Annotated in this window: 23 protein-coding genes; 8 read left to right on the plus strand and 15 right to left on the minus strand. The window is 51.6% G+C overall.

Translation table 11 applies throughout. The annotated features are described in order from the left end of the window. Positions 1–4: 4 nt before the first annotated feature. The gene (locus ACQG0S_RS03765) at positions 5–1,522 is read right to left on the minus strand and encodes a DUF3300 domain-containing protein (protein ID WP_169440956.1); all 1,518 of its coding nucleotides are present in this window, start codon (positions 1,520–1,522) and stop codon (positions 5–7) included. Positions 1,523–1,909: 387 nt separating this feature from the next. Between ACQG0S_RS03765 and acnB the strand changes: the two genes are divergently transcribed. Together acnB and yacL are read left to right on the plus strand one after the other, a co-directional pair. Further along, positions 1,910–4,507: a bifunctional aconitate hydratase 2/2-methylisocitrate dehydratase gene (acnB, locus tag ACQG0S_RS03770; RefSeq protein ID WP_022647068.1), complete on the plus strand. Its 2,598-nt coding sequence runs from the start codon at positions 1,910–1,912 to the stop codon at positions 4,505–4,507. Positions 4,508–4,657: 150 nt separating this feature from the next. Further along, positions 4,658–5,020, plus strand: a complete 363-nt coding sequence (yacL, locus tag ACQG0S_RS03775; RefSeq protein WP_022647069.1) for a protein YacL — start codon at positions 4,658–4,660, stop codon at positions 5,018–5,020. A 31-nt stretch (positions 5,021–5,051) separates the two neighbouring features. On the opposite strand, the gene speD is transcribed toward yacL, so the two are convergent. The 3 genes from speD to ACQG0S_RS03790 form a co-directional block, all read right to left on the minus strand. Beyond that, positions 5,052–5,846 (minus strand): adenosylmethionine decarboxylase, encoded by a 795-nt coding sequence (speD, locus tag ACQG0S_RS03780; protein WP_022647070.1) that lies wholly within the window; start codon positions 5,844–5,846, stop codon positions 5,052–5,054. After that, positions 5,847–6,716: a polyamine aminopropyltransferase gene (gene speE, locus ACQG0S_RS03785; RefSeq protein ID WP_022647071.1), complete on the minus strand. Its 870-nt coding sequence runs from the start codon at positions 6,714–6,716 to the stop codon at positions 5,847–5,849. Between the two features lie 101 nt (positions 6,717–6,817). Continuing rightward, entirely contained in the window at positions 6,818–7,165 is a 348-nt protein-coding gene (locus ACQG0S_RS03790; protein WP_003856306.1) for a YacC family pilotin-like protein, read from the minus strand. A 145-nt stretch (positions 7,166–7,310) separates the two neighbouring features. Here ACQG0S_RS03790 and cueO point away from each other — a divergent pair, with 145 nt between their 5' ends. Then, the gene (gene cueO, locus ACQG0S_RS03795; RefSeq protein ID WP_155025545.1) at positions 7,311–8,870 is read left to right on the plus strand and encodes a multicopper oxidase CueO; all 1,560 of its coding nucleotides are present in this window, start codon (positions 7,311–7,313) and stop codon (positions 8,868–8,870) included. Between the two features lie 86 nt (positions 8,871–8,956). Here the strand turns inward: cueO and ACQG0S_RS03800 are convergent, their stop codons facing one another. Beyond that, the gene (locus ACQG0S_RS03800; protein WP_063146435.1) at positions 8,957–11,347 is read right to left on the minus strand and encodes a glucose/quinate/shikimate family membrane-bound PQQ-dependent dehydrogenase; all 2,391 of its coding nucleotides are present in this window, start codon (positions 11,345–11,347) and stop codon (positions 8,957–8,959) included. Between the two features lie 206 nt (positions 11,348–11,553). Between ACQG0S_RS03800 and hpt the strand changes: the two genes are divergently transcribed. Beyond that, positions 11,554–12,090 carry a hypoxanthine phosphoribosyltransferase gene (gene hpt, locus ACQG0S_RS03805; protein ID WP_003856303.1) on the plus strand — a complete coding sequence of 179 codons (537 nt, stop codon included), beginning with the start codon at positions 11,554–11,556 and terminating at the stop codon, positions 12,088–12,090. Between the two features lie 64 nt (positions 12,091–12,154). Here the strand turns inward: hpt and can are convergent, their stop codons facing one another. Beyond that, the gene (gene can, locus ACQG0S_RS03810) at positions 12,155–12,817 is read right to left on the minus strand and encodes a carbonate dehydratase (RefSeq protein ID WP_003856301.1); all 663 of its coding nucleotides are present in this window, start codon (positions 12,815–12,817) and stop codon (positions 12,155–12,157) included. Positions 12,818–12,924: 107 nt separating this feature from the next. Here can and ACQG0S_RS03815 point away from each other — a divergent pair, with 107 nt between their 5' ends. Both ACQG0S_RS03815 and ACQG0S_RS03820 read left to right on the plus strand, forming a co-directional pair. Next, positions 12,925–13,851 (plus strand): ABC transporter ATP-binding protein, encoded by a 927-nt coding sequence (locus ACQG0S_RS03815; protein WP_003856300.1) that lies wholly within the window; start codon positions 12,925–12,927, stop codon positions 13,849–13,851. Next, a complete protein-coding gene (locus ACQG0S_RS03820; protein ID WP_022647074.1) occupies positions 13,848–14,618 on the plus strand; it encodes an ABC transporter permease in 771 nt (256 codons plus the stop codon). Before ACQG0S_RS03815 ends, ACQG0S_RS03820 begins: the two co-directional genes overlap by 4 nt. Positions 14,619–14,659: 41 nt before the next feature. On the opposite strand, the gene ACQG0S_RS03825 is transcribed toward ACQG0S_RS03820, so the two are convergent. Further along, positions 14,660–16,030, minus strand: a complete 1,371-nt coding sequence (locus ACQG0S_RS03825) for a hypothetical protein (protein WP_063148779.1) — start codon at positions 16,028–16,030, stop codon at positions 14,660–14,662. A gap of 173 nt (positions 16,031–16,203) precedes the next feature. On the opposite strand from ACQG0S_RS03825, the gene ACQG0S_RS03830 reads away from it, so the two are divergent. Then, complete coding sequence (locus ACQG0S_RS03830) at positions 16,204–16,644, plus strand: PTS sugar transporter subunit IIA (RefSeq protein ID WP_063148780.1); 441 nt, start codon at positions 16,204–16,206, stop codon at positions 16,642–16,644. Positions 16,645–16,707: 63 nt separating this feature from the next. Further along, entirely contained in the window at positions 16,708–17,955 is a 1,248-nt protein-coding gene (locus tag ACQG0S_RS03835) for a polysaccharide deacetylase family protein (RefSeq protein ID WP_426750035.1), read from the plus strand. A 3-nt stretch (positions 17,956–17,958) separates the two neighbouring features. Here the strand turns inward: ACQG0S_RS03835 and ACQG0S_RS03840 are convergent, their stop codons facing one another. The 8 genes from ACQG0S_RS03840 to panD form a co-directional block, all read right to left on the minus strand. Beyond that, positions 17,959–19,044, minus strand: coding sequence for a fimbrial protein (locus ACQG0S_RS03840; protein ID WP_155025546.1), 1,086 nt, complete (start codon positions 19,042–19,044; stop codon positions 17,959–17,961). Positions 19,045–19,064: 20 nt separating this feature from the next. Then, positions 19,065–19,667, minus strand: a complete 603-nt coding sequence (locus tag ACQG0S_RS03845; protein ID WP_038415358.1) for a fimbrial-like protein — start codon at positions 19,665–19,667, stop codon at positions 19,065–19,067. Positions 19,668–19,681: 14 nt separating this feature from the next. Continuing rightward, entirely contained in the window at positions 19,682–20,245 is a 564-nt protein-coding gene (locus tag ACQG0S_RS03850) for a hypothetical protein (protein WP_023299346.1), read from the minus strand. 26 nt (positions 20,246–20,271) lie between these two features. After that, complete coding sequence (locus ACQG0S_RS03855) at positions 20,272–20,841, minus strand: fimbrial protein (protein WP_032625598.1); 570 nt, start codon at positions 20,839–20,841, stop codon at positions 20,272–20,274. Between the two features lie 38 nt (positions 20,842–20,879). After that, a complete protein-coding gene (locus ACQG0S_RS03860) occupies positions 20,880–23,474 on the minus strand; it encodes an outer membrane usher protein (protein ID WP_022647081.1) in 2,595 nt (864 codons plus the stop codon). Positions 23,475–23,555: 81 nt separating this feature from the next. Next, complete coding sequence (locus ACQG0S_RS03865) at positions 23,556–24,299, minus strand: fimbrial chaperone (protein ID WP_063853352.1); 744 nt, start codon at positions 24,297–24,299, stop codon at positions 23,556–23,558. An 85-nt stretch (positions 24,300–24,384) separates the two neighbouring features. Further along, positions 24,385–24,996, minus strand: a complete 612-nt coding sequence (locus ACQG0S_RS03870) for a fimbrial protein (protein WP_023299349.1) — start codon at positions 24,994–24,996, stop codon at positions 24,385–24,387. 324 nt (positions 24,997–25,320) lie between these two features. After that, entirely contained in the window at positions 25,321–25,701 is a 381-nt protein-coding gene (gene panD, locus ACQG0S_RS03875) for an aspartate 1-decarboxylase (protein WP_022647084.1), read from the minus strand. Position 25,702: the final 1 nt, after the last annotated feature.

Here is a 25,702-nt window from a genome sequence, read left to right on the forward strand (position 1 = left end):
TCCCTTAACGATGACGGAATTCATGGCGTTCAGCGCGTTCACCAGTGAGCTGGCGCGGCTGATGTTGACGAGTAGCGAGCTGCCGGCTTTGCGCCCCGCGCTGCTGCTGGGCTTGCCAGTTGGCGGAGCGGCTGTCGTTGCCGCTCAGGGCATTGGCCCGATGCAGCCTGGCTGGCTGCTGTACCGTCTGTGAAACCCGCTTCTCCTGTCTGTGCATGTCAGTCTGATGATGTACACGCTGCGGCGTGCTCGTCCGTTTTACGGCCTGCGGCCTGGTGTCATATCCACGATAGTTATTTCGCTGCGAGATCTGCTTCAACTGTTGCGTTGAGGCCAGACGTTGTGCGTCCCACGTGGCTGTATGTACTGAGTATGGGAGGGTTTTACCCGTTGATTTTTCCATCTGGCTGAGAGCGGCCTGGCGCTGGCTGTCGCGATTGACTGGATTTTGCTGCGTCGCGCTTAGCCCGGTGGCTGTATGTATAGAGTGGAAGCGGTTAGCCAGCTGGTTATTCGGGTAAGGCACGCCTTCACGATAGGCAGGATTGTGCTGCCAGGTGTGGTTATTACCGTTCAGGTGCTGCCCGCTGATTCTGTTGAAATTATCCACGTTGATATTGATGTTGTTATCACCGTTGCGGTTATAACCGCCGTGATTGTCCCAGTCATCATCGTGATGATGGTGATCCCAGTCGTCATCATCCCAGTCAATATTGCTGAAAATGGCGTAGGTTGTAGCGACCCCGAGGCTAAAACCTAATCCTTTAACCAGACTGTCCGTGAATTGCTCACCGGGTGAAGGCGGAAGATAGACCGGCGGGTAAGCGGTGTTAGGCCAGCTACCATAAACCGTATTCGGGTTATACGTAGGGACGTAAACCACCTGTGGATCGGCGGATTCAATTTTGATCACCGTTGGGCTGGTAGGCGTTGCGGTTGTCGTGGTTTTTGTCGATGCAGGTTTCGTGACGGTGGTGACCGTCTGCTGCGGTGTGGATTGTAGCGCACCCGTTTGTTGGGCCAGCAGGCGCAGCCGCTGTACGGAATCCATCACATCTTTCGGCTGTGCAAGGAAGGCGTCTCCCAGATTTTGTACCCATGGCGGATTTTCGCCCATCAACGACATCAGCTGAGGAAACGCAACCAGGGATTTTACGCTGGGATCCCACGGCTGGGTGGCTACCGCCTGCAGGGCGGCATCACCCTGCATTTTAGGATTGTCTTTCGACCACTGCGCGGCCTGAATAACATTTGACGGGTAGGTCGACGCCATCAAGATTTGCGACAGCAGGGCATCCGGGTAAAGCGCGACAGGGGCAACCCATTGGTCGATTTGCGCCGCAGTGTAGACCGGGGCAGCGAAGGGCGCAGGCTGGGCTACCGGTGCGCCAGGTTGTTGTGTAACCGGAGCAGGCGTAGCAGGTTCCGTTGCGCGGCTTTTAACGTACATGACACCCGAGGCGGCAAACAGCCCCGCACTGCAAAGCAGAACAAGAAGATGTGGTTTAAAAGGCAACTTCATAGATTGACTCCAACGAGACGAGTGCAGTGCCGTGAGGCGTTGCTGTTGCCGCGAGTATCATTCACTCGTGTTTTACAGTTTTGACTATTGTTGGGAAACCAACCGGAGCGTCCGGATAAAGAGTGTGAGTATTTATTACACAATTATATCGGATAGCTGAAAAGGCGACGGGAAAGAGGACAAGATTCGCCTCGTCTCCCCGCTACACCATGCTTAACGATTCAGCAAATAATTTAATGTTGCTTTTTTGTAAACAGATTAACACTGTGCAGAAATCCTGCTATGCTGCCCGACGCGGTATCGGGCATTTACCCTACAAACTGCTGTCTCACAGGAGCGTGAAGAGAACGCCCGCCGCATATGACAATGAGAGCGAGGAGAACCGTCGTGCTAGAAGAATACCGTAAGCACGTAGCAGAACGTGCCGCCGAGGGAATTGTACCCAAACCTTTAGATGCAACCCAAATGGCCGCGCTCGTCGAGCTGCTGAAGAACCCGCCTGAGGGCGAAGAAGAATTCCTGTTAGATCTGCTGATTAACCGCGTACCGCCTGGCGTAGATGAAGCTGCCTACGTAAAAGCCGGATTCCTTGCTGCTATCGCCAAAGGCGAAGCCACCTCCCCACTGGTTACTCCTGAAAAAGCCATTGAACTGCTCGGCACCATGCAGGGCGGCTATAACATTCATCCGCTGATTGACGCGCTGGACAACGAAAAGCTGGCACCGATTGCTGCCAAAGCGCTCTCTTCAACGCTGCTGATGTTCGATAACTTCTACGATGTAGAAGAAAAAGCCAAAGCAGGCAACGTTTACGCGAAGCAGGTGATGCAGTCCTGGGCCGATGCCGAATGGTTCCTGAACCGTCCTGCGCTTGCTGAAAAAATTACCGTGACCGTCTTTAAGGTTACCGGTGAAACCAACACCGATGACCTCTCTCCGGCTCCGGACGCGTGGTCTCGTCCTGATATCCCTCTGCACGCCCTGGCGATGCTGAAAAACGCCCGCGAAGGCATCGAGCCGGATCAGCCGGGTAGCGTTGGCCCGATTAAACAGATCGAAGCGCTTCAGGAGAAAGGTTTCCCGCTGGCCTACGTCGGTGATGTGGTTGGTACCGGTTCTTCCCGTAAATCCGCCACCAACTCCGTGCTGTGGTTCATGGGCGACGACATTCCGCACGTGCCGAACAAGCGCGGCGGCGGCCTGTGCCTCGGCGGCAAAATTGCGCCAATCTTCTTCAACACCATGGAAGATGCGGGCGCTCTGCCAATTGAAGTGGACGTGAGCAACCTGAACATGGGCGACGTGATTGACGTTTACCCGTATAAAGGCGAAGTGCGCAACCACGAAACCAACGAACTGTTGGCAAGCTTCGAGCTGAAAACCGACGTGCTGATCGACGAAGTGCGTGCCGGTGGCCGTATTCCGCTGATCATTGGCCGTGGCCTGACCACCAAAGCGCGTGAAGCGCTGGGTCTGCCGCACAGTGACGTGTTCCGTCAGGCGAAAGACGTGGCGGAAAGCAATCGCGGCTTCTCACTGGCACAGAAAATGGTCGGTCGCGCCTGCGGCGTCGCTGGTATCCGTCCTGGCGCGTACTGCGAGCCAAAAATGACCTCCGTGGGCTCTCAGGACACCACCGGTCCAATGACCCGTGATGAACTGAAAGACCTTGCGTGCCTGGGCTTCTCATCTGACCTGGTCATGCAGTCCTTCTGCCACACTGCGGCATATCCGAAGCCGGTTGACGTCACTACGCACCACACGCTGCCTGACTTCATTATGAACCGTGGCGGTGTCTCCCTGCGTCCGGGCGACGGCGTTATCCACTCCTGGCTGAACCGCATGCTGCTGCCGGATACCGTGGGTACCGGCGGTGACTCCCATACCCGTTTCCCGATTGGTATCTCCTTCCCTGCGGGCTCCGGTCTGGTGGCGTTTGCCGCAGCGACCGGCGTGATGCCTCTCGACATGCCTGAATCCGTGCTGGTGCGTTTCAAAGGCAAAATGCAGCCGGGCATCACACTGCGCGACCTCGTTCACGCAATCCCGCTGTATGCCATCAAACAGGGTCTGCTGACCGTTGAGAAGAAGGGCAAGAAAAACATCTTCTCTGGCCGCATTCTGGAAATTGAAGGTCTGCCGGATCTGAAAGTTGAGCAGGCGTTCGAGCTGACCGATGCCTCTGCCGAGCGTTCTGCGGCGGGCTGTACCATCAAGCTGAACAAAGAGCCGATTATTGAGTATCTGACCTCCAACATCGTGCTGCTGAAGTGGATGATTGCGGAAGGCTACGGCGACCGCCGTACGCTGGAGCGTCGTATTCAGGGCATGGAAAAATGGCTGGCGGATCCGCAGCTGCTGGAAGCTGACGCTGACGCAGAGTACGCGGCGGTGATCGACATCGATCTGGCGGATATCAAAGAGCCAATCCTGTGTGCGCCAAACGATCCGGACGATGCGCGTCTGCTCTCTGACGTACAGGGCGATAAGATCGACGAAGTGTTCATCGGCTCTTGTATGACCAACATCGGCCACTTCCGTGCTGCCGGTAAGCTGCTGGATACTCACAAAGGCCAGCTGCCGACCCGTCTGTGGGTGGCGCCGCCAACCCGTATGGATGCGGCGCAGCTGACCGAAGAGGGCTACTACAGCGTGTTCGGTAAGAGCGGGGCGCGTATTGAAATTCCGGGCTGCTCCCTGTGCATGGGCAACCAGGCGCGCGTGGCCGACGGTGCGACAGTGGTTTCCACCTCCACCCGTAACTTCCCGAACCGTTTGGGTACCGGGGCGAACGTCTACCTGGCTTCTGCGGAGCTGGCAGCGGTTGCGGCGCTGATTGGCAAACTGCCAACGCCGGAAGAGTACCAGACCTTTGTGGCTCAGGTAGATAAGACGGCGGTGGATACCTATCGCTATCTGAACTTCGACCAGCTCTCTCAGTACACCGAGAAGGCTGACGGGGTGATCTTCCAGACGGCAGTATAAAAACCAACCCCTCACCCCTAACCCCTCTCCCTTTGGGAGAGGGCCAGGGTGAGGGGTATTTTTTTTATTTTCATTCCTCCCACCTCTCCCGCTTTTTTTCTTCCTCTCTGCTGCGATAATTACCCTAATGGCTTTGCAGAGGAAAACGCTATGGATTACGAATTTTTGCGCGACATCACCGGCGTGGTGAAAGTGCGAATGTCGATGGGGCACGAAGCCGTTGGACACTGGTTTAACGAAGAGGTGAAAGAGAACCTCGCGCTGCTGGATGAAGTCGAACAGGCAGCGGAAACGGTGAAAGGCAGTGAACGCTCCTGGCAACGCGCCGGGCACGAATACACCCTGTGGATGGATGGCGAAGAGGTGATGGTGCGTGCCAACCAGCTTGAGTTCTCGGGTGATGAGATGGAAGAGGGGATGAGCTACTACGACGAAGAAAGCCTGTCGCTGTGCGGTGTGGAAGATTTCCTGAAAGTGGTGAACGCCTACCGCGACTTTATGAAACAGAAGTAACTCCCCGAAGCGTCCCTGCTTCGGGCCACGATTACACGGTCGGAATGTTACGGCCGTAGTAAATTTCGCGCATCTCTTTCCAGAGCAGGTCGGTAATGACCTTACGCTCTTCTTCGCTTAAATCTTCCGGCTTCGTGTGGAACATGTAGTGCTTAAGGTCGAATTCCTTAAGTAACATTTTGGTGTGGAAGATATTCTCCTGATAGACGTTCACATCCATCATGTCGTATAGCGACTTCATGTCGTCGGACATGAAGTTCTGAATGGAGTTGATCTCATGATCGATGAAGTGCTTCATGCCGTTGATATCACGGGTAAAACCGCGTACGCGATAATCAATAGTGACGATATCGGATTCCAGCTGGTGGATTAAATAATTCAACGCATTCAGCGGTGAAATCACGCCGCAGGTCGACACCTCGATATCCGCGCGGAAGGTACACAGTCCGCCTTCCGGGTGGCTTTCCGGGTAGGTGTGTACGCAGATATGGCTTTTATCCAGGTGGGCGACAACCACTTCTGGCAGTGGGCCGGGGTGCTCGGTTTTGTCGATAAGCTGCGGGTCAACCGGCTCTTCACTGACCAGAATGGTGACGCTTGCTCCCTGCGGCTCGTAATCCTGGCGCGCGATATTCAGGATGTTGGCGCCGATAATCGAGCAGGTCTCTGTCAGGATCTCGGTCAGACGGTTGGCGTTGTAGAGTTCATCGATATAGGCGATATAACCATCGCGCTCTTCTGCTGTTTTGGCGTAGCAGATATCGTAAATACAAAAACTCAGGCTTTTGGTCAGATTGTTAAAGCCATGCAGTTTAAGCTTTTTCAATTAGTTCACCTCCTTTGAGGACAGCGCGTCTTGCAGATATTGAGGCAACGCAAAGGCTGCGGTGTGGATCGCCGGGTTGTAGTATCGGCATTTGAGTCCGGCCTGGTGGAAGCGGGCCTGGATAATTTCGGTGGAGAGATGGCGCAGGACGTCGTTATCCGTCGCCCAGGCAAAGGTCATGATCCCGCCGTAGTAAGTGGGGATCGCCGCCTGGTAGAAGCTGACGTCAGCAAAATAGGTGCTCAGCTTACGGTGGCTATCAAGCGCTTCATCCTGTTGCAGGAAGCAAACGCCGTTTTGCGCCACAAAAATCCCGCCAGGCTTCAGGCAGCGCTTGCAGCCTTCGTAAAACGACGAGGTAAACAGCGACGCGCCCGGACCGATAGGGTCGGTACAGTCAGAGATAATGACATCAAACGTTTGCGTGGTCTGGTTAACAAAATTGACGCCATCGTCGATAACCAGATTAAACCGCGGATCGTCATAGCTGCCAGCATTGTGGTTGGGCAGATACTGGCGGCAGAACGACACCACACCGGCGTCGATTTCCACCATGGTGATGGTTTCGACATTCTGATGACGCGAGACTTCACGCAGCATCGCGCCGTCGCCGCCGCCGATAATCAGCACGTCCTTCGCGTGGCCGTGGGCCAGCAGCGGGACGTGGGTCATCATTTCGTGATAGATAAACTCGTCGCGCTCGGTGGTTTGCACCACGCCGTCCAGCGCCATTACGCGGCCAAAGGCGGCGTTTTCGAAGATTATCAGATCCTGATGATCGGTTTTCTCATGATAGAGCACGTTATCCACGGCAAAATACTGACCAAACTGGTCATGCAGCGTTTCTTGCCATACCGTTTTTTCGGTCATGGGGAGCACCTCCTTCGTTAGCATCCATTACATCCGGCAGATGGGCGCAACACAACACCGCCGTGAAGCGGTTAGCGGGTCAACAAGGGGCGTCGGGAAGGTTACTTCACGTAGGCGAGCAGGCTGAGTGAATCGCGAGCCAGCGCTTTGCATTTTTTAGCAGTGGGAATGCCAATACCGCTTAAATCACGGTAGCTGTCTTCACCGAGCGCCTTCATGTCGAAGCTGTCGTAGTTGCTGAGGTCCCATTGGTTCTGCTGGGCAAAAAAGACCAGTGCGCGACGAATTTGCCCATTGGGTAAATTCTGGTAACCACAATCGTTTTTCAGAAAAACAAAAACTGCCGTCAGATCGGCCATATCTTCCGCTTCGTTTTCACTTAGCGCGTAACTGTTCGCACACATCGCCATCAGGCTGGCGAACAAAATTGTTCTGAAAAACGTCTTCATTGCCTTTACCACTGCATCACGGAAAATTAACGTTAGCATACTTGATGCCAGGCCGACGATCTTTATTATTGCCGCCGTGCTTGACCTTCCGGTAAGGGGAGGGTTTATGCTCAAAAGATCGCCTGCTGGAAATAAGGAAATGCACATGCAACGTCGTGATTTTTTAAAATTTTCTGCCGCGCTGGGGGTTGCCAGCGCGTTACCGCTCTGGAGCCGCGCCGTTTTTGCCGCCGACAGACCTGCTTTACCCATACCTGAATTACTCGCCGCAGATGCCCGCAGCCGCATTCAGCTTGTGGTGCAGGCCGGTAAAACCACGTTCGGTCAGCACGCCGCCACGACGTGGGGTTATAACGGCAATTTGCTCGGCCCTGCGTTGCAGTTACGCAAAGGGAAGGCGGTGACGGTAGACATTCATAACACGTTAGCGCAAGAGACCACGCTGCACTGGCATGGGCTGGAAGTCCCGGGCGAAGTGGATGGGGGGCCTCAGGGCGTCATCAGGCCTGGTGGTAAACGCAGCGTCACCTTTACTCCTGACCAGCGTGCGGCGACCTGCTGGTTCCACCCGCATCAGCATGGCAAAACGGGCCATCAGGTGGCGATGGGGCTGGCCGGTCTGGTGCTGATTGAAGACGATGAAAGCCGCCTGCTGCGCCTGCCAAAACAGTGGGGGATCGACGATGTCCCGGTGATTGTGCAGGACAAAAAATTCAGCGCTGACGGGCAAATTGACTATCAGCTGGACGTAATGAGCGCGGCGGTAGGCTGGTTTGGCGATACGCTGCTGACCAACGGCGCAATCTACCCGCAGCATGCCGCGCCAAAAGGCTGGCTGCGTTTACGCCTGCTAAATGGCTGTAACGCCCGCTCGCTGAACTTCGCCACCAGCGATAAACGCCCGCTGTATGTGGTGGCAAGCGACGGCGGCCTGCTGCCGGAACCGGTGAAGGTGAGCGAGCTGCCGATGCTGATGGGCGAGCGCTTCGAGGTGCTGGTGGATATCAGCGATGGCAAAGCGTTTGACCTGGTGACTCTGCCGGTCAGCCAGATGGGGATGGCCGTTGCGCCGTTTGATAAACCCCATCCGGTCCTGCGCATTCAGCCGCTACAGATCGCCGCTTCCGGTACGCTGCCGGACGCCCTCACCACGCTACCCACACTCCCGTCGCTGGACGGGCTTACGCAGCGTAAACTTCAGCTCTCCATGGACCCGATGCTCGACATGATGGGCATGCAGGCGCTGATGAAGAAGTACGGCAATCAGGCCATGGCGGGAATGCACCACGGCCAGATGATGGGCCATATGAATATGGACCACGGTAAAATGGGCGGCATGGATCACGGCGGCCATGGTTTCGATTTCCACAACGCCAACCGCATCAACGGCAAAGCGTTCGATATGAACACGCCCATGTTCGCCGCCACGAAAGGGCAGTTTGAACGCTGGGTAATTTCAGGCGAAGGCGACATGATGCTGCACCCGTTCCATATCCACGGCACGCAGTTCCGTATTCTCTCTGAGAACGGTAAAGCGCCGGACGCGCATCGCCGGGGCTGGAAAGATACGGTGAGGGTGGAAGGCGGTGTCAGCGAGGTGCTGGTGAAGTTCGATCACGAAGCGCCGAAAGAGTTTGCCTATATGGCCCACTGCCATCTGCTGGAGCATGAAGATACGGGGATGATGCTGGGCTTTACCGTATAAAAAAAGCCGGGTGGCGGCTTCGCCTTACCCGGCCTACATAGGACACCCGAAAGCCCGGTATGCGTTAGCGCCACCGGGCTTTTTCATTACTTAGCGTCGTCAGGCAGTGCATACGCGACAATATAGTCGCCCATCTTCGTGCCAAACGAACCGTGACCACCTGCGGAGATGACAACGTACTGCTTGCCATTCACTTCATAGGTCATCGGCGTAGCCTGTCCACCGGCTGGCAGACGGCCTTGCCACAGTTTTTCACCGTTGGTCATGTTGTACGCGCGCAGGTAGTTATCTGCGGTTGCCGCGATGAACAGCACGTTACCGGCGGTGGAGATTGGGCCACCCAGCATTGGCATACCCATATTGAACGGCACTGGAACAGGCATCGGGAACGGCATGCTGTCCTGTGGCGTACCAATACGTTTCTTCCAGACGATCTTGTTGGTCTTCAGATCCAGACCGGAGATGTAACCCCAGGCAGGCTGTTTACACGGCAGACCGAACGGAGAAAGGAACGGATTCAGGGTCACACCATAAGGAACGCCATACTGCGGCTGGATACCGGCTTCGGTACCGCTGCCTTTCGCATCTTTAGGCTGCTCCATTGGGTTACCCGGACCGCGTGGGATCAGACGGGAAACGAACGGCAGCGCCATTGGGTTAGCGATGGCGACCTGACGGTTAGGGTCAACGGAGATCCCACCCCACTCAAACATCCCCAGGTTACCCGGGAAGACCAGCGTGCCCTGCTCTGACGGCGGCGTGAAGATGCCTTCATAGCGCAGCTGGTGGAACATCACGCGGCATACCAGCTGGTCAAACATCGTGGCACCCCACATGTCTGCACCGCTGAGGTCTTTCTCCGGACGGAAACTCAGATCAGAGAACGGCTGCGTTTTGGTAACGTAGTCGCCTTTAGCCGCGCCCTGCGGAACCGGTTTTTCCGGCGCAGGAACAACCAGCTTACCGTTGCTGCGATCCAGCACGAAGATGTTGCCGGTTTTGGCCGGGGCGTAAATCACCGGAACGGTTTTACCGTTAACGGTAATGTCCGCCAGCGTCGGCTGGGACGGCATATCCATATCCCACAGATCGTGGTGAACGGTCTGGTAGCTCCATGCCAGTTTACCGGTCGTTGCGTTCAGCGCCACGATGGAGCTGGCGTAACGTTCCTGCTCCGGCGTACGGTTACCGCCCCAGATATCCGGCGTGGTCACGCCCATCGGCAGGTAAACCAGGTCCAGCTTCGCGTCATACGCTGCCGGTGCCCAGGAGTTCGGTGAGTTAAAGGTAAAGGTGTGTTCATCCGATGGGATCGCGTTGGGATCTTTCGCGCCCGGGTCGAAGGCCCACAGCAGTTTACCGGTGTTCACGTCGAAACCACGGATAACGCCGGAGGTTTCGCGGGTAGAGAAGTTATCCGTTACCGAACCGGCAATCACGATGGTTTTATCGGTAATGATTGGCGGGGAGGTCGGCTCATACAGACCCGGCGTAGTGTCCGGCATGTTGGTCTGAAGATTCAGAATGCCTTTGTTAGCGAAGGTTTCGCACAGCTTACCGGTCTCAGCGTTGATGGCAAACAGGCGGCCATCGTTCACCGGCAGCATAATGCGGCGAGGACAGTCGGCAATGACTTCCGGGCTGGCATTATCAGCGCGCGCTTCGTGGTAAGAGACGCCGCGGCAGGTGATGTGCTGGAACGACGGGTTGGAGTTCAGCTGTGGATCAAAGTGCCATTTCTCTTTACCGGTGGCCGCGTCGAGCGCGAACAGACGCTGGTGCGCCGTACACAGGTAGAGCATGTTGCCCACTTTAATCGGGGTCACTTCGTTGGTCAGCTCACCCGGATCGTTTGGCATCTTCAGGTCGCCGGTACGGAATACCCAGGCTTCCTTCAGGTTTTTCACGTTGTCCGCGTTGATCTGCTTCAGCGGGGAGTAACGTTGACCTTCCTGATTACGACCATAGGCTGGCCAGTCGCCGTCAGCCACCTGCGAGATAGCCGCAGCCGGCGTGGATTCAGTGTTCAGCGTACCGTGGATCTCCTGCGGGTCGTTGAATCCGGCCCAGGTCAGGATGCCGCCACTAATCAGCAGGGCAACGATTAGACCGGCTACAGCACCACTGGAAGGGACGATCAGACGACGCCAGACAAACGGCAGGATCAGCCAGATACCGAAGAAGACCAGAATGTCGCTGCGCGGCGTCAACGCCCAGAAGTCGAACCCGACTTCCCAGACGCCCCAGATCATGGTTGCGAGCAGTAACGCTGCGTACAGCCACAGAGCAGATTGTTTTCTGCGTAAAAGCAGGACGGTTACGCCAACCATAACCAGACCCGCAATCGGGTAGTACCAGGAGCCGCCAATCGCGACCAGCCATACGCCACCGATTAACAAATACAGCGCGCAGAATGCGGCAAACGCGGCTGTTAATGTCACCAGTAGACGCGGCTGTTTAGTTTTTGTTTCAGCCATAGAAAAGTACTCGTCAGTTTTGTTAATTATTTGCTAGCAATTAATTATAGGTATTAACAACTGTGATCGGAATCACAAATATTGCTTTTTATAACTCATACGTCAGGGCAATCCATTTACTGGTATAATGGCTGGCTTGCGTATCGATGCCGGAGCGAGAGTCATCCGCATTGAGAGATTTTCACTAAAATCATTTGGTTAGTAATATGAAACATACTGTTGAAGTGATGATCCCGGAAGCCGAGATCAAAGCGCGTATCGCCGAACTGGGTCGTCAAATCACCGAACATTACAAGGACAGCGGCAGCGAAATGGTGCTGGTCGGTCTGTTGCGTGGTTCTTTCATGTTCATGGCAGACCTGTGCCGTGAAGTGCAGGTGCCGCACGAGGTCGATTTTATGACCGCCTCCAGTTACGGCAGCGGCATGTCCACAACCCGTGATGTGAAAATCCTGAAAGATCTGGATGAAGATATTCGTGGCAAAGATGTGTTGATTGTTGAGGACATCATCGACTCCGGCAACACGCTCTCTAAAGTGCGTGAGATCCTGAGCCTGCGTGAACCAAAATCACTGGCGATTTGTACCCTGCTGGATAAGCCTGAACGCCGTGAAGTGCAGGTGCCGGTGGAGTTCGTTGGTTTCTCCATCCCGGACGAATTCGTGGTGGGTTACGGCATTGATTACGCGCAGCGTTATCGCCATCTGCCGTATGTTGGGAAAGTAGTGATTCTGGACGAATAATTGCGGGCTGTTGCCCTCACCCCAGCCCTCTCCCACAGGGAGAGGGTGAAAACCCCCGGCTTTGTTATTTATGGTTCACATGCTTAAGCTTGAGGTTGGCAATTCCCGAGCGGTAACGCTGTTCCAGCGTTTCGCGGTTGGTGGCGGTCACTTCCAGATTGCGCAGCAGACCGTCGTGAATACCGTACGCCCAGCCGTGGATGGAGACCTTCTGCCCGCGTTTCCAGGCAGACTGCATAATCGTCGAGTGGCCCAGGTTATAGACCTGCTCCATTACGTTCAGCTCACACAGGGTGTCGAGACGGCGCTCCTGCGGCATTTCGCCCAGCAGTGAGCTATGTTTGAACCAGATATCACGAATGTGCAGCAGCCAGTTATCGATTAACCCCAGCTCTGTGTTTTCGACCGCCGCCTGCACGCCGCCGCAGCCGTAGTGGCCACAAATAATGATGTGCTCAACCTCAAGAACGTCAACGGCGTACTGCACAACCGAAAGGCAGTTGAGATCGGTATGAATAACCAGGTTAGCCACATTGCGGTGAACAAACAGTTCGCCAGGTTCAAGACCCGTCAGACGTTCGGCGGGGACACGGCTGTCAGAACATCCAATCCAGAGAAAGCGCGGGTTCTGCGCTTGCGCGAGTTTTCCAAAAAATCCGGGGTCTTCCTCCACCAGCATTTTTGACCATAGTGCATTGTTGCTGATGAGTGTATCTATGTCGTTCATGGAGGTTAGCGACCTGTAACCAAGTGATTGCGTTGCGCTACTATAGGGTAACCCGACTTTTAATGAAACCACACAACGTGTGTCAGAACTTAAGGTAAGTTGAATTCATGGCGATTGCACTGGAGCTTGAACAGCTCAAAAAAACCTACCCGGGGGGCGTTCAGGCGCTGCGCGGGATAGATCTTAAAGTCGAAGCGGGAGATTTCTACGCGCTTCTGGGGCCGAACGGGGCGGGGAAATCCACCACCATCGGGATCATCAGCTCGCTGGTCAACAAAACCTCCGGCCGCGTCAGCGTGTTTGGCTACGATCTGCAAAAAGATGTGGTCAACGCCAAGCGTCAGCTGGGGCTGGTGCCGCAGGAGTTCAACTTCAACCCGTTTGAGACGGTACAGCAGATTGTTGTTAACCAGGCGGGTTACTATGGCGTTGAGCGCAAAGAGGCGCTTGAGCGCAGCGAAAAGTATCTGAAACAGCTCGACCTGTGGGAGAAGCGTAACGAACGCGCGCGGATGTTGTCCGGGGGGATGAAGCGCCGCCTGATGATTGCCCGCGCGCTGATGCACGAGCCAAAGCTGCTTATCCTTGATGAGCCGACTGCTGGCGTGGATATTGAACTGCGTCGTTCCATGTGGGGTTTCCTGAAAGATCTGAACGATAAAGGCACCACCATCATTCTGACCACGCACTACCTGGAAGAGGCTGAAATGCTGTGCCGCAATATCGGCATTATTCAGCACGGTGAGCTGGTGGAAAACACCTCGATGAAGAATCTGCTCTCCAAGCTCAAATCAGAGACATTTATCCTCGATCTGGCGGCGAAAAGCGCGCTGCCGAAACTGGAGGGCTACAACTATCGCCTGGTCGATACCTCGACGCTGGAGGTAGAAGTGCTGCGCGAGCAGGGTATCAACAGCGTGTTCTCACAGTTGAGTGCGCAGGGCATTCAGGTATTAAGCATGCGTAACAAAGCAAACCGACTGGAAGAGCTGTTTGTCTCTCTGGTGCACGACAAACAAGGAGACAAGGCATGACGCATCTTTACTGGGTCGCGCTGAAAAGCATCTGGGCAAAAGAGATTAACCGCTTTATGCGTATCTGGGTGCAAACCCTGGTGCCGCCGGTGATCACCATGACGCTCTACTTCATCATTTTCGGTAACCTGATTGGCTCCCGCATTGGTGAGATGCACGGTTTTACCTATATGCAGTTTATCGTGCCGGGCCTGATCATGATGGCGGTGATCACCAACGCTTACGCGAACGTGGCGTCGTCGTTCTTTAGCGCCAAGTTCCAGCGCAACATTGAAGAGCTGCTGGTGGCCCCGGTGCCAACGCATGTGATCATCGCCGGTTACGTGGGCGGCGGCGTAGCGCGCGGGCTGTGCGTGGGGATTCTGGTGACGGCGATTTCGTTGTTCTTCGTCCCGTTCCAGGTGCATTCGTGGCTGTTCGTGGCGCTCACATTATTGCTGACGGCGATCCTGTTCTCCCTCGCCGGGCTGCTGAACGCGGTGTTTGCTAAAACGTTTGATGACATCAGCCTGATCCCGACCTTCGTGCTGACGCCGCTGACCTATCTGGGCGGGGTGTTTTACTCCCTGACGCTGTTGCCGCCGTTCTGGCAGGCGCTGTCGCACCTGAACCCGATTGTCTACATGATCAGCGGCTTCCGCTTTGGCTTCCTCGGCATTGCCGATGTCCCGCTGTTCACCACCGTTGTGGTGCTGGTGGTGTTTATCGTGGCATTCTATCTGCTGTGCTGGTATCTGATCCAGCGCGGACGCGGGCTGCGTAGCTAATAGTATGTCCCGGCGACGTGCGCGTCACCGGGACATATTACTCACTCCCATGCATAAGTAATGTTGTTCTGAAGTTCTGGAGGAACATTGCGCATATCCCCCCCATATTCACCCCAAACGATTACCTTTCCGTCATTGCGAAGGGCGCAGAATCCATAAGTAGAACTATAGATTGCTCTAATATTATATAGCTCATCCGCAACAGGAGAAGTATCACCGCCCTGATCGGGATGGCCCCAGGCAACTACGCTGCCATCTCTTTTGAGTGCGGCTATACAGTCTGCTCCTGCGCAAATATATATTACCTCTGATAGATTTTCTGGTTGCTGTATAAAATAAGGGTTCGACAATTCACCCCATGAGAAGACTTTGCCTCCCGGAAGAAGTACTGCGGCAGCCTGGTTTCTTCCAACCTGAACATCGATTATATCTGAGCGCGAGGCTATTTCGGCTGGGATAGGTTCAGCATACTCACCCCATGAGACCAGCATGTTATTTTCCCGCAATGCAATAAAACCACCATAAAAGGGGTAAATATTTTTGATGTCGCTGAGAGTGGTAATGTATTCTGGCGCTATGCTGTTATATTCAGCTTCACTCCATGTGGAGATCTTTCCACTTTTGTGCAGAACAAGAAAGGTATCGTGATTGCCGAATATCTTTGTGGCATCAGATATATCATTTAAATGTTCCGGTAGTCTGCCACCAGATTTTGGATCTCCCCATGCAACGACATGGCCATTTTCTCTTATCGCAGCGAATGCACCATCGGTGGATTCTATGGCAATAAAATCTTTCATTTCTGCAATATGTTCAGGCATTGTCCAAGGGAACCCAACATCGTTCCATTGCACAATTTGTTTGTTTTTTCTTATGGCCAGGAAAGCACTATACTCATATTCACCCCATTTTTTAAAAGTTTTCACAAAACTTATATCGTTAAGGGCTGCAATATCTTCGGGGATAGGCTCATCAGAGGTTCGTCCCCATACAAAAATCTGATTAAGTTTATTAATACCTACTGAGGTTTCTTCTGAGCCACAGACAACTTGAACATCATGGTTACGATCACTGGTTGGGGTAGTATCCGCTTCTCCCGGCAATCCCCATGCGACGACCATACCATTATCCTGAATAGCGGCGAAGGAAGCACCTGCTCCACCTATATTGCTTATATTAACCAGGCTGCCACGCACGTATATATCAGAGTTGACTAAAAGCCGTTTTGTTGGCTCCGTATCGGTAAATCGACTACCAGTAAAAATTTTTTCAGGAGTATCCTCGTAGCTCCAGTCAACAATGACTGGAGCTAGAGTTATTTTATCAAGCGCGACGAGTTTATGCTCGTTATTACCCCATCCTGATCCAATTTGAGTTCGGCCACCCATTATTTTTAAATCGTAGCTTTGCATGTTATCCCCTTTGGTAATGTATCCTTTTATGATTTTTTCATTTGCGAGTTGCTAGTTATAGTTAATTGTTCTTAAATATAATTGTTAAAATAATTAATCTTTAAAATTGAACATAATCACACTCACGCAGTCTATAATCAGTTGAATTTTTATCTGAGCAAAGGAGTGAACAGATGCTAGGATTGGTGATCACCTGCCACGATGAAGAGGCACAGGAAATGCTGCTTAAGCTGGCGGCCCGATTTGGCCCCCTGGCGCAATGTCGTGCGGTAAATTATTGGCGAGGGCTGAGCACCAATATGCTCAGCCGGATGATGTGTGACGCGCTGCATGAAACCGACACCGGCGATGGCGTGATTTTTCTCACTGACAGATCCGGCGCGGCGCCATACCGTGCGGCTGCCCTAATGAGCCATAAGCACGATAACTGTGAAGTAATCTCCGGTATCAGCCTGCCTTTACTCGAAGCGATGTATCCGCTGCGCGCAACGTTGAGCAGCGCTGAGTTTCGTCACGCCATTGTGGCGCAGGGCTCGCCGGGCGTGAGCAGCTTGTGGCACCAGCAGCAGAAGAACCCGCCTTTTGTTCTGCTTCACGATCTGTATAAGCATTAAACATTGGTATTGATGCCGCTTTTGTTACAATGGCGGCTGATTTTCTGTGTCGATTTATATTCCATGCTCAAGCGCGTTATCTTTATCCTTCTGCTCGTGGTTTCCGGTGGTGCGTCTGCCAGCCTGACCAGCCAGCAAGGCCTTCCTGCTCAGTATATGCAAACCACCGAAGATGCGGCCATCTGGGCGCAGGTGGGAAATGCCGTTGTGAATGTGGGGAATGTCCGCGCCGGGCAGATCCTCGCTGTCTTTCCGGCCGCGGCGGATTACTATGAATTTCGTTTCGGATTCGGTACGGGGTTTATTGATAAAGACCACCTTGAAAAAGTTCAGGGCAAACAACGCGTTGAGGATAGCCTGGGTGACTTGAACAAGCCGCTCAGTAATCAAAACCTCATTACCTGGAAAGACACGCCGGTTTATAACGCCCCCAGCAGCGGAAGCGCGCCCTTTGGCACCTTAAGCGCTAATCTTCGCTATCCGATTCTGAATAAGCTGAAAGACCGCCTGAACCAGACCTGGTTCCAGATCCGTATCGGTAATCGTCTGGCATGGGTAAGCAGCCTGGATGCGCAGGAAGATAACGGGCTACCGGTTCTGACCTACCATCATATTTTGCGTGATGAAGAGAACACCCGTTTTCGACATACCTCCACGACGACCAGCGTACGTGCGTTTAATAATCAGATGGCATGGTTACGCGATCAGGGCTACACCACGCTGACGATGTACCAGCTTGAAGGGTACGTGCGTAACAAGATGAACCTGCCCGCGAAAGCGGTGGTGATCACCTTTGATGATGGCCTGAAATCGGTGAGCCGCTATGCGTATCCGGTGCTGAAAGAATATGGCTTCCACGCGACGGCGTTTATAATTTCATCCCGAATCAAAGGCCATCCGCAGAAGTGGGATCCAAAATCGCTACAGTTTATGAGCGTTCAGGAAATCAAGGGCATCCAGGATGTGTTCGACATTCAGTCTCACACTCATTTCCTGCATCGCGTGGATGGCTATAAACACCCCATCCTGTTGAGCCGTAGCTATCACGTGATCCTTTTTGATTTTGAACGCTCACGTCGTGCACTGGCGCAGTTCAACCCGCGCGTGTTGTATGTGTCGTATCCGTTTGGCGGCTATGACAATAAAGCGATAAAGGCAGCGAATGACGCTGGTTTTCATCTGGCAGTGACGACGATGAAGGGGAAGGTGAAGCCGGGGGATAATCCGTTCCTGTTGAAGCGTTTGTATATATTAAGAACGGACTCACTGGAGACGATGTCGCGGCTGATCAGTAATCAGCCGCAGGGATAGCGGTTAGTCGTATGAAAGGGTGAATACGCCGGTGGCTTTAAACGACCCCGGTTTCACTGTGTTTCCGTTTGCTACCAGTTGAGCAACATAATTAATTTGCTTGGATTCAGGGGTTTGGTAGTCCGTTATGACATAGGATGAGTCAGGATTATTCGGCAGGAGTTGAGAGGTTCCGTTATACATGATTCTCACGCCTGCGCCCTCAGCTCCGGACGAAAGCGTATTACCAAGAAGATCATTATTTTTTCCGGTTAGCTTTGAGGTGGTGAGTTTGGTTGTGATATTTGCCACACCGGTACAATTGCTTAAGCTAATGGAAAAAGGGATATCCTTAACCCGATTGTTTTTAATGTCTGAAACATAATATTCTCCCAGGTTAACATTATTAGTACCATCCGATAGCATGGCCATGTCGCAGGTTGGAAGAACGATCGGGATCTGGAATGAGTCCTCGTTGACCATAAATGTCCATGGTTGGTTGTCACTATCATCTGGATTACCAATAGCCATTTTACCCAGAGTGCCGGGTTTGGGTCTGATTGAGGTTTCTTTGTTCGGGTTGCCTCTGTAACCTTCATCAATATAAATTTGAACTGAGGTGTTTATCCATTTTTCATCCCACGGGTCAGATTTTCCGGAGGAGGCAACGGTAGTCCAGCCAGTAGTATTCATAGCGAAGTAACCACCCATGCCTCCAGTGCTTTCTGCGGTGTGCACCCTTACGGAATAATAAATCCCCGGAATATTTGTTTCAAACATAGCCCTGCCATAACTACTCCCCATTAGCAAGGTCGGGTTTGTTTGTGACACGAGGTTAAAACCATCGTCCCCCGGACCACATTTGGCCTGAATGCCTGGTGTCAGGTTAACGTTAAAAAGAGTACTGGCGTAGTTACCCGGAGGGGGAAGACGTACGGTGCCACCTGAGTAGTCAGAATTGATTAGCGTGGTTGTGCCGCCTTTTCCATTATTCATTTGGCACTCCCCTGCCCAGCAGGAGTGGCTGAGGGTAAATAACGCGCTCGCCATGGCAAACGCCATTGTGCCTTTCACGTTGAAACCCTGTCTTATAAAGTTGAACATTCTCATCCTTTTTCCTGTTCTGATTATTATTCGTAAGTGACGTCAACCAATACTTTACTGGTAACGACACCACCAGCCACTACGCCAATATTTTGATATCGGGCATAGAACTGATAATCCGTTAAAAATGCAGTATCCTGACCGCTTACGTCAAAAGTGATTTTTGACGTGCCGTCGTTGTTTAAAACATTCTTTTTATATTTTTCAGAGAAAACGACGACGCCGACATTTTTTGCCGCGCCTGCGGCGGTATCATCACTTTTGAAAACCTGATTTTGTCCTGGCCAGAAACCCGACTGCGGCGAAAAGCTAAAACTCAGCTTTTTAGCCGTACCGCTGTCTCCATAGCAATCATCTACATGGATCTTAAAAGGCGTACCGCCTGCATCATCGGTTGCAGTAAAACGATCGCTACCATCCGGGTTATAAAACCAACTGCGCATCGCATTGGGGAGATAAATTTCGCCGTCATTTTCCACGGTCATCTTACAGGTGCTATTAACAATGTTAGCGGTAATATTTACGTCTAATCCTGAGCTTGCCTGGCTTACGCCAGGCAAGATGCCACCAGCCAAGCCCATAAGCAACACAAGACCGGGCTGGTATAAAATAAACGGTGATTGTTGCATACTGGTTCCTGGTATTATGGATAAGCGATAGTAAACGTGACTGGCGCAGTAACCGCCCCCGCCCCTACATCAGCAATGGTTTGGCCTTGCCCGATAACGATACGGGAATTCATCGGGAATTCACCGGTACCATCAGTAATGGTGACATCCTTAGCAGCCGGAGGCGTGTTACAGCTCATAAGCTCGCCAGTATCGACAACACCCGACCAGATCTCAAAGCCCGTTGCTAAGCCGCCAGAGTAAGAATCACCCGTCTTGTTGACGCCACTGCATTCACCACCAGCGCCTTTCGCAGCGGACACCGTTGCCTTGGTTACTCCAGAACAGTTGGTGAAACTAATCTTGAGCGGCTCGACACGGGTTTTGTTCACCAGATCGGATTTGTATACGTCGCCGAACGCAATTTCAGTGGAGGCTGTGCCTGCATCGTTAAGTACTTTTGCGGTACATGTGCCTGATACAATTTTTGATTTAATCGTTAATTCGACACTAGGGGTGCCTGTAATTGCTGCGCTTGCCATTCCCGAGAACAGAAGAGCAGAAACGGACAGGGCGATAAAAGTAGAATTGAATTTCATAATGTTGCTCCGTTTTCCTGCACTAATCACTCGTAGCTAAATTCAAAGGTCGCCACGGCCTGAAAATCACCAATGGTCATGCTGTTTTCTTTTGTTTCACGTAAGGTGGCCACCAGAGCAACTTCCTTATTCTGGATTTCTGTCGGACTCCAGACCAGGCGCTCTGAATCCAGGGTTGAGTTAATGATAAAAGGAGTATTTGGTGCATCGGCTCTGGCGATTTCAGCCGCAGAGTAATCAGCGCCACCGTTAGTTTTTGCAATCTGGTTAACAAGGCCGCTAGCTAAATAACCTGATTTGGTTCCTTTTACGGTTGTTTTTAACGAGGTCAGCGACGCCGGGCATTCAACGAGCACAATTTTGAAATTGGCATTTGCCGTTCCGGCTTTGACATCATCTAAACGTACCTGACCGTTATTACCGATAGTCAGCGTTTGCTGCGTATCTGAACCCGTACCGCCGACCAGTTTCATATCGCAGGTGGTTTCGCGGATATTGGCAGTGAAGTTAACATTGAGATCGGCTGCCGCAGCAGAACCTGACATCGCTAACATTGCTAATGCGATTAATGAATAACCGCAATGATTTTTCTTCATATTATTTCCCATGGGTGTGATTCCCTGTTTTAACATCATTACATTTGGCACTGTTGATTACTCAGAATCGTGGTTAAGCCTGCTTTCTTCGCATTTTCAGGAATCTGATAATGCACCGTGCAAGAGCTGGATCCATCGCTTCCCCATACCACCCGGAGAGCGCCTTTGTCTTCCACACCGCGTACATAAGCTTGTCCTGCCTGGCCTACCGTTCCGATAGATTCGTTTTTCTCATTCAGAACGTCTGCACCTAACGGAATAAAGCCGTTATCAGAACGTTGTAATTCCAGAACAAGCGAACGACCTTCATCCGTTTCAAAATTCACTAATACAACGGAGCCATTGCGAGGTACGGCAACAGCGCTGGTATTTTTGATTTCAACGTCTGCTTCGAGAGTGCTGATATCGAGCGATACTCGGTTTTCTCTGTAGGCTGACATATACGGCATAATCCCGTACCCGGAGCTGTTAATGCGGCTTTGGCCGTAACCCAGCCGAGCACCCGTTGCGCCACTTGCTTTTACCAGCGCAAGTGAATCCGTTTCGCCGATACTGCCGGATGTAAATACAACGCCACCCGAGTGAACAACCATTCCGCCGTTATAACTCGCGGAATACTGTTTACTATTGTCATCGCCAAAGGACGCTGAGACACCGAGCGGCCCGTAAGGACTGTTCCATGAGCTATAGCCACTGACCTGGTTCAGGTTGCCGTAGTTGCCCCCGCTTGATGAGGCGCTAACGGAATAGCTCACTTCACTGTTTTTGGAGTTGCCGCTTGCCGTAGAGTTAAAACTGGTACCGCCTTTTAAATCAGTGCGCAGGCTCATGTTGACGTTATTAAATCCGCCTGACTGCGCGCTATCTTTATTGAATATGCTGAATGGAATACTGACGTTTAAATAAACGCTGTCATCCTTTTCCCCTGTTTCGTTGTACGTGCGTTGCACAGAAACGCTATAGCTACCGTAAGCAAAACTATTGTTGTAACCCACGCTGTAGTCGGAGGTGGAGCTAGAGTCATTCCAGTAATCCTGCCAGGTACCGCTAATATAGAGTGAGCCGTATTCATCACCGTTAACATTCAATGGCTGGTTCAGGCTGACCTGTATCTGGTTTTTGGTACGCTGATAATCAGCATAAAGCTCGGCATTGCTGTCATAAGATCGATTGCCATATTCCTCGTGATGAATACTGTCCTGCAATGAGGCGGCATCGTTAAGGCTGAGATAATCTTCTGTAGAGAAGCGATAAGCTGCCACGTTAAGAGATGTGTTAGTAGCTTCAAGCATTTTGCTGTAGGTCAGCCGATAACTTTGCCCTTTAAGCGTGTCCAGCCCGTCGATATCGGCATAGGACCCGGTAACATCTAATGCGAATGCACCAATACGGGTATTCATAGCCAGACCAAGCAGGCCGGCGTAGAAATCCATATCCGTATATTGCGCACCCACGTAACCGGTAAAGGTATTATTCAGACCATACGCGTAAGTTGCGTAGCCAACGTTTGGCTTATCGTGCAATGAATCATCATTCAGCTCACCTAAACCCACATCCCAGCGGCTGGAGCCTGGGCGGAGCATTTGTGTAACTGAGGAGAACGGAACGGTAAACGTCCGTTTACTTCCATCGGCTTCCTCTACAGTGACAATCAAATCATTGCCATAGCCTGTTGTACTGAGGTCATTGATCTCGAAAGCACCGGGTGGAACGGTGGTTTCATAAATTTTATTGCCGCTTTGCGTTACGCTAACTTTGGCGTTACTGTTTGCCACACCACGAATTACTGGCGCGTAGCCAGAGGTGCCTTCCGGGAGCATGCGGTCATCGTTATACATACGCGCACCACGCAGGCTCACCGAGTCAAAGACATCACCGCGTGTGTAGGAATCACCCATTACCATCTGTGCGTTAAGTGGTGTGATGTCTCGCTGGAGGTAGATATCCTGGCTGGAATAATGTGTGCCATTATCGCTGTCCCAGTTCAGACTGCCGCGAGAACGTAAACGCCACGGCCCCACGTTCAGGCCATAATGCAAGCCCGCATAAGCGGTATCTGAATTGGTGCCGTTTGACTCGCTGTGCCAGGTATTAAGATCGTATGAGAGTAATCCGGCCGGAACACCATTATCCCATAATGAAGGATCGACATACCCTGCTGGAAGCTTAAGCACGTAGATTTGCGGGAAATTAAGATCCATTTCCTGCTTGCTACTATCAAAATTTTCAGAAGCACCGGGATAATATTTTTTGATATCTACGCAAGACGTTTCGTCGTTTTTGACATCATCGCCTAATATGCTGGTATCAACGCCTGCCTGTGTCAGCGTGAGTTTAGTCAGACATGCTGAGGCACGTGGCGTTTTGTTATCAATGAATGTCATCTCGACCGTGGATTTTGAATTGCCATTCAAATTCACTTTTACACGGTAAGTACCTGGCAGAACTGGGTTGCCATAAGCATAACGATCGACATTGATACCTCCACCATTATCGATAAGGAACTGGTCATTAAATTCAATGGCCGATTCTGTTTCGGATGAGGTGTCTACAGCTTTTTTTTCAGTCTCGCTGGCATGCAGAGGAAATGCTGCACAGATTGCGAGACATAAAATTGATCGTTGAAATAGCATGCTTCATCCAGACAAGTCGTCGTATGAATGCTATGAATCATTCATACGTGTTATATTTATAATGTGGCGGTGGTGCGGTTATTAATTTACTTTGCTTTCAAAAGTATCAGAGCCGCCATTGTCATTAATGGTTTCGTAAGCAACAGTGCCGGTGGCAGTACTACCTAAACCTTTTACCTGCATAATTTGAGTACTAAACGGTAAAATGGATTTATGCTCAACCTGGTACTCTTTATTTGCTGATTTCAGCTTTACATTTGAAATAGAAACGTTGTAAGGGGAATCATTGTGTGCGATCAGGTTTAGCGTATTATCTTGTTTTTGTTGTGACCACGTTACTTTGGCGGCTGCATCTCCTGGCGTACCTTTCAGGCCGTCAGGTCGGAAAAAGAGTTTAATACGTGTGCGGAATGCCAGCTGGAGCTGGTTAGGATTTTCACCGTCTTTCACTTTTGACTTCGGTGGAATCTCGAGCACATTGAACCAGAATAGGGATTCGCGATCTTGCGGCAATGAACCACCCAGGTACGAGATCCGAACGGATTGACCTTTTTGCGGATCAATTCGGGATACTGGTGGAGTAATAATAAACGGTAGTTTTAATTCCTGTGGATTGGTGTCATCGCGACCGTCATCGAGCCATGATTGAACTAATAGTGGTTTTTTGCCACGGTTGTCTAAAGAAACGATGACATCTTTTTGCGACTGCTGATAAACAATACGTGTTCCCGAAATAACGATATCTGCGCTTGCCTGGAATGACGCGACAGCAGCAGCTGTAAAGCAGGCAGCTTTAAACCCTTTATAAAATGATGTGCTTAACATTTTTCCACTTCCTGTTGGAATGATATCAATAGTCCCCTGACGTACGTCAGGGGATAATATGAGCATTTTATTTATGCGCTTAAAATTACTCGTAGATCATGGTGAATGCAGCTTGTGCCTGAACCACACCAGCTGACACTGGGTTGTTGGCCGCATCCCAGTTCTGACCCTGGGTATACGCTACACGGTAGTAAAGTGCGCCTGCGCCTGTGGTATCAATCGTTGCTTTCTGGGTATTGTTGGTCTGATCCAGTTTGATCTGATCGGTAGCGGAGTTGCCATCGTTTGACAGTACCAGATTGACGTTTTTAGCGGCGCCTTGAGTATTTGATGGTGGAACCAGCAGACCGCCGGAAGTTGAAGAAGAACCCGCCCAGGAATCAAACTGAGCAGATGCCTGGTTGACGGTAGCAGAATCACAACCTGTCAGGGTGAGGGAGAATTTCTTTTCTCCCAGGGTGCTGGTGGTACCCAGCGCATTAGCGAAGTCTTTTACAAACACGGTATCCAGGTTAACGTCAAAATCATTACCATCCTGGTCAATCTTCTGATCCAGGGATACTTTACAGGTGTTATTAGAAACCATACCGTGGAAAGTAATAGTGCCTGTATCTGAAGGAATATCAGCTGCCATTGCAGAACCCGCACTCAGAACCATTGCTACTACAGTTGCCAGACCTAATTTATTAAAAGACATTTTTTATATCCATATTTAAATGCTAGAAAAGTGAACATAAGCAAGGCTTATGTTCGTTCCGAACAGATGCTTCGGGAAAAGGATTCTAAGTGATGAGTAATGGTTGTGAGAAGCCGTTAGGCGTTAGAAATACTTAAACGATCTTTAAGTCAATATGATTATTTAATAGTGAATGATAATAATTGTTCATCATTTTGATGAGCAGGTGTTCGGCAGGATGACTTTAATATATTAATAAAAATATATAAAAAGAACGCTATTCATTTTAATTATGTATAAATTACCCAACCTATTTGTCGGGTAATTTATAACAGTACTATTGGCTTAGGCAACCTGAACCGGAATTGCTTTCGCAATGCGTTTCATCTCATTATCGCCTTCAAAGTATGCCACTTTTGGCTGCCAGCGACGTGCCTCTTCGTCAGACATCATCACAAAGCTGGCAATAATGACGATATCACCCACGTCCGCGCAGTGCGCCGCTGCCCCATTAACGGAGATGATTTTAGACCCGCGTTCAGCGGCAATCGCGTACGTTGAAAAGCGTTTGCCGTTATTAACGTTCCAGATATCAATAGCTTCGTTTTCGAGAATACCCGCCGCGTCGAGAAAATCCTGGTCGATCGCGCAGGAGCCTTCATAGTGCAGGTCGGCCTGGGTGACTTTCACACGGTGAAGCTTACCTTGTAGCATTTTGCGAATCATT

Origin of the sequence: Enterobacter cloacae complex sp. 418I7 (assembly GCF_050030705.1) — a bacterium.
Classification (GTDB): domain Bacteria; phylum Pseudomonadota; class Gammaproteobacteria; order Enterobacterales; family Enterobacteriaceae; genus Enterobacter; species Enterobacter intestinihominis.

What these genes read in the sequence shown, in the direction of transcription:
- cueO (WP_155025545.1), top strand. Translation starts at nt 7,311, where the DNA reads ATGCAACGTCGTGATTTTTTAAAATTTTCTGCCGCGCTGGGGGTTGCC.
- ACQG0S_RS03765 (WP_169440956.1), bottom strand. Translation starts at nt 1,522, where the DNA reads ATGAAGTTGCCTTTTAAACCACATCTTCTTGTTCTGCTTTGCAGTGCG.
- ACQG0S_RS03865 (WP_063853352.1), bottom strand. Translation starts at nt 24,299, where the DNA reads ATGTTAAGCACATCATTTTATAAAGGGTTTAAAGCTGCCTGCTTTACA.
- yacL (WP_022647069.1), top strand. Translation starts at nt 4,658, where the DNA reads ATGGATTACGAATTTTTGCGCGACATCACCGGCGTGGTGAAAGTGCGA.
- ACQG0S_RS03815 (WP_003856300.1), top strand. Translation starts at nt 12,925, where the DNA reads ATGGCGATTGCACTGGAGCTTGAACAGCTCAAAAAAACCTACCCGGGG.
- ACQG0S_RS03850 (WP_023299346.1), bottom strand. Translation starts at nt 20,245, where the DNA reads ATGAAATTCAATTCTACTTTTATCGCCCTGTCCGTTTCTGCTCTTCTG.
- ACQG0S_RS03800 (WP_063146435.1), bottom strand. Translation starts at nt 11,347, where the DNA reads ATGGCTGAAACAAAAACTAAACAGCCGCGTCTACTGGTGACATTAACA.
- panD (WP_022647084.1), bottom strand. Translation starts at nt 25,701, where the DNA reads ATGATTCGCAAAATGCTACAAGGTAAGCTTCACCGTGTGAAAGTCACC.
- ACQG0S_RS03825 (WP_063148779.1), bottom strand. Translation starts at nt 16,030, where the DNA reads ATGCAAAGCTACGATTTAAAAATAATGGGTGGCCGAACTCAAATTGGA.
- ACQG0S_RS03820 (WP_022647074.1), top strand. Translation starts at nt 13,848, where the DNA reads ATGACGCATCTTTACTGGGTCGCGCTGAAAAGCATCTGGGCAAAAGAG.
- ACQG0S_RS03855 (WP_032625598.1), bottom strand. Translation starts at nt 20,841, where the DNA reads ATGAAGAAAAATCATTGCGGTTATTCATTAATCGCATTAGCAATGTTA.
- ACQG0S_RS03835 (WP_426750035.1), top strand. Translation starts at nt 16,708, where the DNA reads ATGCTCAAGCGCGTTATCTTTATCCTTCTGCTCGTGGTTTCCGGTGGT.
- ACQG0S_RS03845 (WP_038415358.1), bottom strand. Translation starts at nt 19,667, where the DNA reads ATGCAACAATCACCGTTTATTTTATACCAGCCCGGTCTTGTGTTGCTT.
- ACQG0S_RS03830 (WP_063148780.1), top strand. Translation starts at nt 16,204, where the DNA reads ATGCTAGGATTGGTGATCACCTGCCACGATGAAGAGGCACAGGAAATG.
- ACQG0S_RS03860 (WP_022647081.1), bottom strand. Translation starts at nt 23,474, where the DNA reads ATGCTATTTCAACGATCAATTTTATGTCTCGCAATCTGTGCAGCATTT.
- speE (WP_022647071.1), bottom strand. Translation starts at nt 6,716, where the DNA reads ATGACCGAAAAAACGGTATGGCAAGAAACGCTGCATGACCAGTTTGGT.
- ACQG0S_RS03870 (WP_023299349.1), bottom strand. Translation starts at nt 24,996, where the DNA reads ATGTCTTTTAATAAATTAGGTCTGGCAACTGTAGTAGCAATGGTTCTG.
- can (WP_003856301.1), bottom strand. Translation starts at nt 12,817, where the DNA reads ATGAACGACATAGATACACTCATCAGCAACAATGCACTATGGTCAAAA.
- hpt (WP_003856303.1), top strand. Translation starts at nt 11,554, where the DNA reads ATGAAACATACTGTTGAAGTGATGATCCCGGAAGCCGAGATCAAAGCG.
- ACQG0S_RS03840 (WP_155025546.1), bottom strand. Translation starts at nt 19,044, where the DNA reads ATGAGAATGTTCAACTTTATAAGACAGGGTTTCAACGTGAAAGGCACA.
- ACQG0S_RS03790 (WP_003856306.1), bottom strand. Translation starts at nt 7,165, where the DNA reads ATGAAGACGTTTTTCAGAACAATTTTGTTCGCCAGCCTGATGGCGATG.